Here is a 12,555-nt window from a genome sequence, read left to right on the forward strand (position 1 = left end):
AGCAGGCTTGCCCGCGATGACGGCCGATCAGGCAACAGAGATGTTGAATGTTCCGACCTCTTCGCGGACAAGCCCGCTCTCACAGGGTTAGCGGTGGCTGGACTAGCCCTCCGGCTTGAGAATCAACACCGCCAGCGGCGGCAGATTCAGTTCCAGCGACAGCGACTGCCCATGGCTCGCCACCTCTTCGGTAAACGCCCCGCCGCCATTGCCATAGTTGGAACCGGCGTAGGTCTCGGCATCGCTGTTGAGCAGTTCATTCCAGCGTCCGGCAAACGGCACGCCGACGCGGTACGACTGACGCGGCACCGGGGTGAAGTTGGCGACCACCAGCACCGGTTTGCCGTCTTTGCTCCAGCGCAGCCACGCGTACACGCTGTTGATCGCGTCATCACCGATCAACCACTGGAAGCCCTGCGGCGCGTCGTCCTGATCGTGCAGCGCCGGTTCTTCGCGATACAGGCGATTGAGGTCCCCGACCAGTTTCTGCACGCCTTTGTGTTCCGAGTATTGCAGCAGGTACCAGTCCAGCTGCTGATCGTGGTTCCACTCACGCCACTGGCCAAATTCGCAGCCCATGAACAACAGCTTCTTGCCCGGGTGAGTCCACATGAAACTCAGATAGGCGCGCAGGTTGGCAAATTTCTGCCAGCGATCGCCGGGCATCTTGTCGATCAACGAATGCTTGCCGTGCACCACTTCGTCGTGGGAAATCGGCAGGATGAAGCGCTCGGACCAGGCGTAGACCAGGCCAAAACTCAGTTCGTTGTGGTGGTGCGCGCGGTACACCGGGTCCTGCTGGATGTAGTGCAGCGAGTCGTGCATCCAGCCCATGTTCCATTTGTAAGCGAAACCGAGGCCACCCTGCTGGGTGCTCTGGCTGACGCCCGGCCAGGCGGTGGACTCTTCGGCGATCACCAGCGCCCCCGGGGCTTCCAGTTCGACCACGTCGTTCAAGTGGCGTAGGAAATCGATCGCCTCAAGGTTCTCGCGCCCGCCGTGGCGGTTCGGGATCCACTCGCCGGCCTTGCGCGAATAGTCGCGGTAGAGCATCGAGGCCACCGCATCGACGCGCAGGCCATCCACGTGAAAGTGCTTCAACCAGTGCAGTGCCGATGCCAGCATATAGCCGTGTACTTCGGTGCGCCCCAGGTTGTAGATCAGCGTGTCCCAGTCCTGATGGAAGCCTTCCAGCGGGTTGCCATATTCGTACAACGCCGTGCCGTCGAACTGCGCCAGACCATGGGTATCGGTAGGAAAATGTGCCGGTACCCAGTCGAGAATCACCCCGATTCCGGCCTTGTGACAGGCGTTGACGAACTCGCCGAACTGCTCAGGTGTGCCGTATCGCGCGCTCGGAGCGAATTGCGAGAGCAGTTGATAGCCCCACGAACCGCCGAACGGGTGCTCCATGATCGGCATCAGTTCGATGTGGGTGAAGCCCAGTTCCTTGACATAAGGAATCAGCCGCTCGGCCAGCTCCGGCCAGGTGTACTGACGGGCGACTTCGCCCAGATCATCCAGCTCGCACTGCCACGATCCGGCGTGCAGCTCATAGATCGACAGCGGCTGCGAATGCTGTTGCCGTTCGCGACGACCGCTCATCCATTCCTGATCCTGCCAGTCGACTTGCAGCGGCGCGGCGACTTTCGACGCGGTGTCCGGCGGCAGGCTGGTGGCCAGCGCCATCGGGTCAGCCTTCAGCGGCAGAATGCCGTGGGCGCCGAGGATCTCGTATTTGTACAACTCCCCCGCCTGCAGGCGCGGAATGAACAACTCCCAGACCCCGGATGGATGGCGCAGGCGCATCGGATGGCGGCGCCCGTCCCAGACGTTGAAATCGCCGACCACCGAGACGCGCCGGGCATTCGGTGCCCACACAGCGAAACGCACACCATCGACGCCATCGACGGTTTGCAGCTGGGCGCCGAGGCAACTGCTCAGATCGCGGTGATTGCCTTCGGCGAACAGATACAAATCCATTTCGCCGAGCAACTGACCAAAGCTATAGGGATCTTCCGCCACTTGCTCGCCGCCGGCCCAGCGCGTGCGCAGCAGATAGGGCCGGGCCTGGGCGAAGTGCCCGACAAACAGCCCCGGGGTTTCGGTGGCGGTCAGTTCGCCACGTTCTTCACCACTGTCCTTGTCCAGCACTTCAACTTTCAACGCACCCGGCAAATAGGCGCGGATGAACTGCCCGCCGGCACCATCACCGTGCGGGCCGAGAATGGAAAACGGGTCGCGATGTTCCGCACGTACCAACGCGTCGATGTCTTGCGCCGTCGGCAATAACGCTTCTTTAGCGTGACCCTGTTCCTTGTTCGAGACACTCATGACTACTCTCCACCAAGATCGGAAAAGGGTTTAAGCCCCGTCAATAACCCATACAAACCGTGCAACGGCACGGGCAGCCACGTGGGGCGATTTTCGGCTTCATAGGCCACTTCATAGGCCGCCTTCTCCAGGCCGAACAGCGCCAGCGCTGCGTCGGCACCCGCAGGATCCTGCCAGGCATGATCAAGACTAGCCGCCGCTTGGCGATATGCCTGAACAAATGCCTCGCGCGCCTCACGCAGGTAGCGCTCGGCGACCCGATGCCGGGCCGCTTCCGACTCTGCACTGTGATCGACGTTATGCACGTTGATGGTCATGGCCGCCGCGTAATCGAAGGATCGCAGCACGCCGCTGACGTCCTTGTACGGACTGTGTTTGCCGCGCCGCTCGTGCAGCGGCCGCGCCGGTTCACCTTCGAAGTCGATAAGATAGGCATCGCCCTTGATCACCAGCACTTGGCCCAAGTGCAAGTCGCCATGCACACGAATGCGCAAGCCGCCCACGGCTTTCTGCGCGAGTTCCTGCACATGGCCGAGGATGATTTTTTTGTTGTCCAGCAGCCGCGCGACCATTTTCTGATCCGCCGCGCTCAGATGACTTTGATGTTGCTTGAGCAGCTTCAGCGCATGCTCGACCTGCGCCGCAACGTCCTTGCCGGTGGCTTGGGCGTCCTTGGCGCTGGTGGTCTGCGGGGCGAAATCGGGATTGTCGCTCGGCGCCGCCAGCACTTGATGCATCTCGCCCAGACGCTGGCCGAGCATGCCGGCAAAGTCCTTGAGCTCGCCGAGGGCGTTGTAATGCTGTTCCTGCTCGGACATGGCGTCGGCCAGTTCATCGCGCAGCGCCCGTTCGAGGTTGTTCTGCGTCCATTCCCAGGCATCACCCTGATTGCTCAGATAGCCTTGGGCGATCATCAGCAGATTGTCTTCGCCCTGGGCATCACGACGAATCACCGAACCCAACAGCGGCGAGATGTTCTCGAACCCGGCCTCGGTCAGGTAGGCACTCATTTCCAGTTCCGGGTGCACCCCCGAGGCGACTTTGCGGATCAGTTTCAGCACCAGGCTGTTGCCGATCACCACCGAACTGTTCGACTGCTCAGCCGACAGATAACGCACCTCGGATTCAGCGCCGAGGCCAAGTTTTTCCAGCTGCGCAGTCGGTGCGAAACGGATCTCGCCCTGCTCGGAGTTGAGCACGGTACTGCTCTGCATGCCGTGCAGCACGGCGTGCACAAACGTTTCGAGGCTGAACGCATCAGTGATCAGCCCCACCTGACGTCCGCGGCGTACCCGGGACAAGGCCAATTGCTGCGGCAGCGCCGCCCCGACCTGATCTTCCGAGATAAACCCGAACGGCAGTTGATAGCGGCTGGTCTGCCCGGCGCTGGTGACTTCGATCTCACTGAGCAGCACCGGATGCTGGGCATCGCCGAAGCGCACGCCGTAGGCCAGATTGACTTTGTCGATGGCCGTGTCCTTCCCGGCGAACCAGCGGCGGTTCTGCAGCCAGCTCGGCAAGATGCTCTGCTCCAGCGTGTTGCGGGTCGGTGCTTCGAGCAGTTCTTCCATGCGTTTTTTCAGCACCAGCGTGGTGAAGTCGGGCAGGCTCTGCGCCGGTTCGACGTGCCAGCTCGGCATCTGGTTTTCCGCCGCGAGGGCGAACCAATAGAAGCCGTACGGTGCCAGGGTCAGCAGGAAGTTCAACTGGCCGATGGGCGGGAACGCGTTACCGCCAAGCATCTCCACCGGGACCATGCCCACATACGCAGACAGATCCAGCTCCGCCGCTTGCGCGCTGCGCGAGACGTTGGCCACGCAGAGAATGATTTCGTGCTTGCCGTCAGCGTCGGTGAACTCGCGGGTGTAGGCCAGGATGCGCCGGTTGCTCGGCGAGAGCATCTTCAGCGTGCCGCGCCCGAAAGCCTTCGACTGCTTGCGCACGGCGAGCATGCGTCGCGTCCAATTGAGCAGCGAATGCGGGTCGCCGGCCTGGGTTTCGACGTTGACCGACAGGTAACCGTATTGCGGGTCCATGATCGGTGGCAGCACCAGGCTTGCCGGGTCGGCCCGGGAAAAACCGCCGTTGCGGTCGATCGACCATTGCATCGGCGTGCGCACGCCGTCGCGGTCGCCGAGGTAGATGTTGTCGCCCATGCCGATTTCATCGCCGTAATACAGGGTCGGCGTGCCGGGCATCGACAGCAGCAGGCTGTTGAGCAGTTCGACGCGGCGGCGGTCTCGCTCCATCAACGGCGCCAGACGTCGACGAATGCCGAGGTTGATCCGCGCGCGACGGTCAGCGGCGTAGTAGTTCCACAGGTAATCGCGCTCCTTGTCGGTGACCATCTCCAGCGTCAGCTCATCGTGGTTGCGCAGGAAGATTGCCCACTGGCAATTGGCAGGAATCTCCGGGGTTTGCCGCAGAATGTCGGTGATCGGGAAGCGATCTTCCTGGGCCAGCGCCATGTACATGCGCGGCATCAGCGGGAAGTGAAAGGCCATGTGGCATTCGTCACCGTTGACGCCTTCGGCATCGGTGTCGCCGAAGTACAGCTGAGTGTCTTCCGGCCATTGGTTGGCCTCGGCCAGCAGCATGCGGTCAGGGTAATTGGCGTCGATCTCGGCACGGATCTGCTTGAGGACGTCGTGGGTCTCGGGCAGGTTTTCGTTATTGGTGCCGTCGCGCTCGATCAGGTACGGAATGGCGTCGAGACGCAGACCGTCGATGCCCATGTCCAGCCAGTAGCGCATCACCGACAGCACGGCTTTCATCACTTGCGGATTGTCGAAATTCAGATCGGGCTGGTGCGAATAAAAGCGGTGCCAGAAGTATTGGCCGGCGACCGGGTCCCAGGTCCAGTTGGACTTTTCAGTGTCGAGAAAGATGATCCGGGTGCCGTCGTACTTTTGATCGTCATCCGACCACACATAGAAGTCCCGCGCCGCCGAGCCGGGTTTGGCCTTGCGCGCCCGCTGGAACCACGGGTGCTGATCGGAGGTGTGGTTGATGACCAGCTCGGTGATCACCCGCAAGCCACGTTTGTGCGCCTCGGCGATGAAGCGCTTGGCGTCGGCCATGGTCCCGTAGTCGCTGTGCACGCCGCGGTATTCGGCGATGTCGTAACCGTCATCGCGGCGTGGCGACGGGTAGAACGGCAACAGCCAGATGGTGTTGACGCCGAGTTCGGCGATGTAGTCGAGTTTGGCGATCAGGCCGGGAAAGTCGCCGATCCCGTCATTGTTGGAGTCGAAAAACGATTTGACGTGAACTTGATAGATCACCGCATCCTTGTACCAGAGCGGGTCTTTGATGAAGGTGGCTGCCTTGGGTTTCTTCGCCATGTGAAACTCCTGAAAAATTCGTCTCTGCACATAATGTGATCGTGCTGATACTTCTGTAGGAGCTGCCGAAGGCTGCGATCTTTTGATCTTGCTTCTAAAAAATCAAAGGCAAAAGATCGCAGCCTTCGGCAGCTCCTACACGGGTCGGTGTCTGTCTTACGCGGCAGTAATCCGCCATATCCCGAACGGCTGGTACGCCGGGTCTATGCGCATGAACTGATACTTGCCGTGCCAGTCCCAGCGATGCCCGTTCATCAAGTCTTCACCGTGGGTGGTTGCGTCGTCGGGCAGGCCCATCTCCCACAGCGGCAATTCGAAATTGGCTTCCTGCACGTTGTGCGGATCGAGGCTCACCGCCACCAGAATGAAATTGCTGCCGTCGAAGCTGCGCTTGCCGAAGTACAGAATGTTGTCGTTCCAGGCGTTGTAGATTTTCAGGCCCAGGTGCGTGTGCAGCGCCGGGTTCTGCCGGCGGATGCGATTGAGCTGGGCAATTTCGGCAATGATGTTGCCCGGCGCATTGAAGTCGCGGACGCGGATCTCGTACTTCTCCGAATCAAGGTATTCCTCCTTGCCCGGCACCGGTGCCGATTCGCACAGTTCATAACCGGAATACATGCCCCACAGGCCCGAACCCATGGTCGCCAGCGCCGCGCGAATCAAAAAGCCCGGCCGCCCCGACTCATGCAGGAACGCCGGGTTGATGTCCGGCGTGTTGACGAAGAAGTTCGGCCGGTAACATTCGCGCCATGGCGACTGGTTGAGCTCAGTGAAGTAAGTCGCCAGCTCGGACTTGGTGTTACGCCAGGTGAAATAGGTGTAACTCTGGCTGTACCCGACCTTGCCCAGCCGCGCCATCATCGCCGGCGTGGTGAACGCCTCGGCGAGGAAGATCACTTCCGGATGCAGTGCCCGCACATCGGCAATCAGCCATTGCCAGAACGGCAGCGGCTTGGTGTGCGGATTGTCGACGCGAAAGATCTTCACGCCTTCGTTGACCCAGCCGACCACGATATCGCGCAGCTCGACCCACAGACTGGGGATCGCGTCCGGCGCATAGAAGTCGACGTTGACGATGTCCTGGTATTTCTTCGGCGGATTCTCCGCGTACTTGATCGTGCCGTCCGGGCGCCAGTTGAACCAGCCCGGATGCTGCTTGAGCCACGGGTGATCCTGGGAACACTGAATGGCAAAATCGAGGGCGATTTCCAGACCATGCTCAGCGGCAGCGGCCACCAGTCGGCGGAAGTCTTCGCGAGTACCGAGCTGCGAGTGAATCGCCTCATGGCCACCCTCCTCGCTTCCGATCGCGTACGGACTACCGGGATCATCGGGACCTGCGGTGAGGGAATTGTTGCGGCCCTTGCGGTGGGCGCGGCCGATGGGGTGAATCGGCGTGAAATACAACACGTCAAACCCCATGTCCTGAATCATCGGCAGACGCGCGTGCACGTCGTTGAACGTGCCGTGACGGTTGGGATCATCGGTGATCGAGCGCGGAAACAGCTCATACCAACTGGCAAACTCGGCCAGCTCCCGTTCGACGTCCACCGGGAATTCGGCGCTCAGGCTCAGATAGGCGCGGTGATCGGCCTGCGCCATCAACTGCGCACTGCGCGAGTGCAGAAACAACGCCACCTGCTCGGTTTCGAGCAGACCGGACAATTCATGGTGCAGTGCGGCGAGTTGTTCGCTGAGCTGACCGTCGCTGCGCTCGGCGGCCTGTTGCACCATGGTGCGGCCTTCCTGCAGTTCGAGCGACACCGGGACGGCGGCGTTGTGCTTTTTCTCCAGTTCGTACTGGAAACTGGCGAAGTGATCGATCCACGCTTCGATGCAATACAGGTAGCGACCCTGGCGTTCGGGACGAAACTGCCCCTGCCAACTGTTGTTGCCCAGCTCGTTCATCACTTCGCTGTGCCAGCTCTCTTCGCCCTCCGCGCGCCAGCGGATGCGCACCGCCAGCTTGTCGTGGCCGTCGGCAAAGACCTTGCTGGTGACGATCACGTCACGCTCGACGATCGACTTGACGGCAAACTGTCCGCCATCCAGGGTCGGCATGGTGTTTTCGATCACGATGCGCGGCAGCAGTAACGCCTGCGACAGCGGCATATGCGGGTTATAGCTCTGCTCTGAAGGTTTTTCAGCGGACATCGAGCCTCTCTCCTTTACGCCCCAAGGACGCTCTTGTGCCGGATCCGTGTCCACAAGGAGGCACCGGCCCCGACATGAACTCACTTAGGTTCCGAGCGACCGGCGCGGGGAAAAGTTCACAGGGATTTGCCTGGGCAAAAAAGCGGATCGAATTCGCCAGCAGGTGGTCAATCCACTTAAGCACTTCTCACGCCATGTGCCACACGGAGGTCTACAGATGAACATCCCGATCCCGGCAGAAACGCCTGATCCGAACATCGACAAACCCACCTTGCCCGAGACCGAGCCGCAGCCGATTCCCGAGCAGGAACCCCCAGGCACCACGCCACCGCCGAAGGAAGAACCGCCGACGACAATGCCGCCCGTCATCGTCTGAGCAACACGCCCCCCTGTAGGAGCTGCCGCAGGCTGCGATCTTTTGATCTTGTTTTTAAAAATCAAAGTCAAAAGATCGCAGCCTGCGGCAGCTCCTACAGGTTGTTCGCGGTGTTCACAGATGCTGGTTTTTCTCGTCTTCTTTCTCGAACAACCTGACCACCCGCGGCATTACGCTGAAAATCCCCAGTGCCAACAGGGTACTGAGCAGTGCCGTCGCCTCCTTGCCCAACCCGGTCGCCACGCCGATCGCCGCCGTCATCCACAACCCGGCTGCAGTGGTCAGCCCTTTGACATGGCCCTCATCGCCTTCCTTGTTTTTCAGGATGGTTCCGGCGCCAAGAAAACCGATCCCGGCGATCACGCCCTGCAACACCCGGCTCATCGCATCGGACTCCGCCCCGCTGGTTTGCGGCACCAGCACGAACAGCGCCGCGCCGAGTGCCACCAGCATGTGCGTACGTACCCCGGCGGCCTTGCCTTTGTGCTCACGTTCAAAACCGAGAATTCCGCCCAGCACGGCGGCCATCAGCAGACGCACGGTGATGCGCGTCAGTTGCGAAGCGTCGCCGATGTCGGCGAACTCCGCTTGCAGCGTTTCCCACACTTCATCCCACCAGGCGTTCATCGCTCCGTCCTTTTTATTTGTCGTTAGTGCATGGACAGCGGCGACCATTAATCAGTTGCGCAGAACGATCGGCCCCGCGCGCGCCCTAACCTCTCAGGTACCCATGAAAAAAGGACAGCCTCATGCCCGTTCGAATCGATGAATCCAACCCCGAATCAAAAGTGTGTTTTTTCACCGTCGAAAATGGCGAAGAAATTCGTATCTGCGACACCCTGGAAGTCAAAACGGATAGCGAAAAAGCCATGTCGTTCGTGGAAATTGAAAACCGGCGCGTTTACATCACTGAAGCAGAGGCGGATGCCTTGACCGTCGCTGGCGCGAAAGACGGCCGCAAGCATCTGAAGGCTGACGACAGTGATTCGGTGATTTGACTGACCCTGATCAACACTGGGTGCAGACGCCTGCGATAGGCGTTTGCGCCTGCCCCTGCGGGCTGCTTCAAGTTGTCGCAGGGCGTCGCTCAGACGCCATCTGATCCGCTTTTTATTAAAATAGCTGAGTCTGTTATGCAAACAGATCGGCGCTCATAGTTCGTTCGCCTGATGGAGGCTGATGAGCGAATGACCATGAGCGAACAAATCCCCGTCCGAACCGTAGAAGCAAGCCCCACCATTAAAAATGTGCCAGGTCGCCCAATGAAGGCGAAGGCCGGCTCCACCGACAAGCAGATCCACACCCGCAGTTTCACCGGGCTCTTCCGCCGCCTGCGCATCAGCGGCGCAGGGTTTCTGTTTTTACTGTTTTTCGGCACCGTGTGGTTGAACTGGGGCGGTCGTCAGGCCGTACTGTGGGACCTCGCCGAAAGCAAATTCCACATCTTCGGCGCGACCTTCTGGCCACAGGATTTCATCTTGCTCTCGGCGCTGCTGATTATTGCTGCGTTCGGTCTGTTCGCCATCACCGTGTTCGCCGGCCGGGTCTGGTGCGGTTACACCTGCCCGCAGAGCTCGTGGACATGGATTTTCATGTGGTGCGAGAAAGTCACCGAGGGTGAACGCAATCAGCGCATCAAACTGCAAGCAGCGCCGTGGGGCCTGAACAAACTGGCGCGGCGCGCCGCCAAGCACACCTTGTGGCTGGCGATCAGCGTGATGACCGGGCTGACCTTCGTCGGCTACTTCACACCGATTCGCCCGCTGGCCGAAGAGCTGTTCACCCTGCAGATCGCTGGAGTCAGCCTGTTCTGGGTGTTGTTCTTCACCGCTGCCACGTACATCAACGCCGGCTGGCTGCGCGAAGCGGTGTGCATGCACATGTGCCCGTATGCGCGATTCCAGAGCGTAATGTTCGACAAAGACACCCTGGCAATCGCCTATGACGCGGCCCGTGGCGAAAACCGTGGCCCGCGCAAACGCGACGTGAAGCCCGCCGAAGCCGGTCTCGGCGATTGCATCGATTGCCAGTTGTGCGTGCAGGTCTGCCCGACCGGCATCGACATCCGCGACGGTTTGCAGATGGAATGCATCGGCTGCGCGGCGTGCATCGACGCCTGCGATTCGATCATGGACAAAATGAATTACCCGCGCGGCTTGATCCGCTACAGTTCCGAGCGCGAATTGCAGGGTGGCAAGACCCACCTGCTGCGGCCGAGGCTGATCGGCTACGTCGCGGTGCTGCTGGTGATGATCGGCGCACTGGCACTGGCTTTGGTTGAACGGCCCATGGTCTCGCTCGACGTGACCAAGGATCGCGGGCTGTTCCGCGAGAACGGTCAGGGCCAGATCGAAAACATCTACACCCTGAAGGTGATCAACAAGACCCAGCAGCGCCAGGACTACACCCTGAGCCTGGTGGATGGCGAAGGCTTCCAGTTACAGGGCAAGACCGAACTGAGCCTGGCGCCGGGTGAGATTGTCGACGTGCCGGTATCGGTGGCGATGACCACCGAACGCCCGGCCAGCAGCTCGCAGACCTTGAGCTTCAAGATCGCCGACAGCGACGAGCCGCAGATTTACAGCGTGGCGAAAAGCAGGTTTGTGGCGCCGATGAATCGCTGAGCCTTTAAGATGCAGCTCTCTTTTGACACTGCGATACCTGTGGCGAGGGAGCTTGCTCCCGCTGGGCTGCGTAGCGGCCCCAAAAACTGTGAGTGCTACGCACTCAAGCGGGAGCAAGCTCCCTCGCCACAACAAGCAATCCGAATTCAGTCCATCGCGGGATACCGATGAAACGCTACGAAAAATTCGCCGACGACATCGCTGAACTGATCCGCTCTGGCGTCCTCGGCCCAGGGCAGCGAGTGCCGTCGGTGCGCTACGCCAGCCAGACCTACGGGGTCAGCCCGTCCACGGTGTTCCAGGCCTATTACCTGCTCGAACGTCGCGGTCTGATCCGCGCGCGGCCGCGCTCCGGCTACTTCGTCAACACCCACGCGCCGAGTCCGTTTTCCGAGCCGGTGATCAGCAGCCACGTCAACGACTCCACCGAAGTCGACGTCAGCGAACTGGTGTTCTCGGTGCTCGAATCGATCAAGGACCCGAGCACCGTGCCCTTCGGCTCGGCGTTCCCCAGCCCGACCCTGTTCCCGTTGCAGCGTCTGTCGCGCTCGCTGGCCAGTGCGGCGCGGGAGATGGACCCGCGCATGGTGGTCACCGACATGTCGCCGGGTAACCCGCAACTGCGTCGGCAGATTGCCCTGCGCTACATGGTCGGCGGGCTGATGCTGCCCATGGAAGAACTGCTGATCACCAACGGCGCCCTCGAAGCGCTGAACCTGTGCCTGCAAGCAGTGACCGAACCGGGCGATCTGGTGGCCATCGAAGCCCCGGCGTTCTACGCCAGCCTGCAAGTGCTGGAGCGCCTGAAACTCAAGGCCGTGGAAATCCCCGTGCACCCGCGCGACGGTATCGACCTCGGCGTGCTCGCCCAGACCCTGGAACGCCATCCGATCAAGGCCTGCTGGTGCATGACCAGTTTCCAGAACCCGATGGGCGCGACCATGCCCGAGGCGAAGAAACAGGAACTGGTGGAACTGCTGCGCCGGCATCAGGTGCCGCTGATTGAGGACGACGTCTACGCGGAGCTCTATTACGGCCAGCAAGCGCCGAAACCGGCCAAGGCGTTCGACACCGAGGGACTGGTGATGCACTGCGGTTCGTTCGCCAAGAGTCTGGCCCCAGGCTACCGTATCGGCTGGGTCGCTGCCGGGCGCTACGCGCAGAAAATCGAACGGCTGAAACTGATGACCTCGCTCTGTGCTTCAATGCCGGCGCAAGCGGCGATTGCCGACTACCTGCAACACGGCGGCTACGACCGCCACTTGCGCAAATTGCGCTACGCCCTGGAAGAACAGCAAAGCGCGATGCTCGCGGCGATTGCCCGCTACTTCCCGGCGCAGACCCGGGTCAGCCAGCCGGCGGGTGGCTACTTTTTGTGGCTGGAATTGCCGCCGCAGATGGATTCCTTGAAGTTGTTTCAGATGGCGTTGGCGCAGGGCATCAGCATCGCGCCGGGGCCAATTTTCTCGCCGACCCAGCGCTTCAGGAATTGTATTCGCTTGAATTACGGCAGCCCGTGGACCGAGGATTCGGAAAAGGCGATGGAGACGCTGGGGCGGATTGTGCGGTCGTTCTGACAGTCAGGTATTGCCTGTGCTGGCCCTATCGCTGGCAAGCCAGCTCCCACAGTGATCGATGTCAGTCGCAAATATTGTGTACGACACAGAAACCTGTGGGAGCTGGCTTGCCAGCGATGGGGTCGGATCAGGCAACACAAAGGCCG

The 12,555-nt window shown here is 60.9% G+C and carries 8 protein-coding genes; 4 read left to right on the forward strand and 4 right to left on the reverse strand.

Features of this window, described 5'->3' with window-relative positions; all coding sequences use genetic code 11:
* Nucleotides 1-102: 102 nt before the first annotated feature.
* The 3 genes from glgB to L6D63_RS04060 all read right to left on the reverse strand — a co-directional run bounded on the left by glgB (nucleotide 103) and on the right by L6D63_RS04060 (nucleotide 7,832).
* Complete coding sequence (gene glgB / locus L6D63_RS04050; RefSeq protein WP_131670350.1) at nucleotides 103-2,334, reverse strand: 1,4-alpha-glucan branching protein GlgB; 2,232 nt, start codon at nucleotides 2,332-2,334, stop codon at nucleotides 103-105.
* 2 nt (nucleotides 2,335-2,336) lie between these two features.
* A complete protein-coding gene (gene treS, locus L6D63_RS04055) occupies nucleotides 2,337-5,678 on the reverse strand; it encodes a maltose alpha-D-glucosyltransferase (protein ID WP_131670349.1) in 3,342 nt (1,113 codons plus the stop codon).
* A gap of 156 nt (nucleotides 5,679-5,834) precedes the next feature.
* Nucleotides 5,835-7,832 carry an alpha-1,4-glucan--maltose-1-phosphate maltosyltransferase gene (locus L6D63_RS04060; RefSeq protein ID WP_121185274.1) on the reverse strand — a complete coding sequence of 666 codons (1,998 nt, stop codon included), beginning with the start codon at nucleotides 7,830-7,832 and terminating at the stop codon, nucleotides 5,835-5,837.
* A gap of 217 nt (nucleotides 7,833-8,049) precedes the next feature.
* Here L6D63_RS04060 and L6D63_RS04065 point away from each other — a divergent pair, with 217 nt between their 5' ends.
* Entirely contained in the window at nucleotides 8,050-8,208 is a 159-nt protein-coding gene (locus tag L6D63_RS04065; RefSeq protein ID WP_003224520.1) for a hypothetical protein, read from the forward strand.
* Between the two features lie 114 nt (nucleotides 8,209-8,322).
* Here L6D63_RS04065 and L6D63_RS04070 read toward each other — a convergent pair whose 3' ends face one another.
* Nucleotides 8,323-8,835 (reverse strand): MgtC/SapB family protein, encoded by a 513-nt coding sequence (locus L6D63_RS04070; protein WP_047294165.1) that lies wholly within the window; start codon nucleotides 8,833-8,835, stop codon nucleotides 8,323-8,325.
* 122 nt (nucleotides 8,836-8,957) lie between these two features.
* On the opposite strand from L6D63_RS04070, the gene L6D63_RS04075 reads away from it, so the two are divergent.
* The 3 genes from L6D63_RS04075 (at nucleotide 8,958) to mapR (ending at nucleotide 12,409) form a co-directional block, all read left to right on the forward strand.
* Nucleotides 8,958-9,206 (forward strand): DUF3203 family protein, encoded by a 249-nt coding sequence (locus L6D63_RS04075; RefSeq protein ID WP_095669224.1) that lies wholly within the window; start codon nucleotides 8,958-8,960, stop codon nucleotides 9,204-9,206.
* A 195-nt stretch (nucleotides 9,207-9,401) separates the two neighbouring features.
* The gene (gene ccoG, locus L6D63_RS04080) at nucleotides 9,402-10,832 is read left to right on the forward strand and encodes a cytochrome c oxidase accessory protein CcoG (protein WP_047294668.1); all 1,431 of its coding nucleotides are present in this window, start codon (nucleotides 9,402-9,404) and stop codon (nucleotides 10,830-10,832) included.
* Between the two features lie 167 nt (nucleotides 10,833-10,999).
* A complete protein-coding gene (gene mapR, locus L6D63_RS04085) occupies nucleotides 11,000-12,409 on the forward strand; it encodes a GntR family transcriptional regulator MpaR (protein ID WP_008087199.1) in 1,410 nt (469 codons plus the stop codon).
* Nucleotides 12,410-12,555 lie beyond the last annotated feature (146 nt).

This window comes from Pseudomonas parakoreensis (assembly GCF_021602155.1).
GTDB lineage: Bacteria > Pseudomonadota > Gammaproteobacteria > Pseudomonadales > Pseudomonadaceae > Aquipseudomonas > Aquipseudomonas parakoreensis.

Excerpts from the sequence above, each read along its gene's own strand:
- glgB (WP_131670350.1), bottom strand. The coding sequence starts at position 2,334 with ATGAGTGTCTCGAACAAGGAACAGGGTCACGCTAAAGAAGCGTTATTG.
- treS (WP_131670349.1), bottom strand. The coding sequence starts at position 5,678 with ATGGCGAAGAAACCCAAGGCAGCCACCTTCATCAAAGACCCGCTCTGG.
- L6D63_RS04060 (WP_121185274.1), bottom strand. The coding sequence starts at position 7,832 with ATGTCCGCTGAAAAACCTTCAGAGCAGAGCTATAACCCGCATATGCCG.
- L6D63_RS04065 (WP_003224520.1), top strand. The coding sequence starts at position 8,050 with ATGAACATCCCGATCCCGGCAGAAACGCCTGATCCGAACATCGACAAA.
- L6D63_RS04070 (WP_047294165.1), bottom strand. The coding sequence starts at position 8,835 with ATGAACGCCTGGTGGGATGAAGTGTGGGAAACGCTGCAAGCGGAGTTC.
- L6D63_RS04075 (WP_095669224.1), top strand. The coding sequence starts at position 8,958 with ATGCCCGTTCGAATCGATGAATCCAACCCCGAATCAAAAGTGTGTTTT.
- ccoG (WP_047294668.1), top strand. The coding sequence starts at position 9,402 with ATGAGCGAACAAATCCCCGTCCGAACCGTAGAAGCAAGCCCCACCATT.
- mapR (WP_008087199.1), top strand. The coding sequence starts at position 11,000 with ATGAAACGCTACGAAAAATTCGCCGACGACATCGCTGAACTGATCCGC.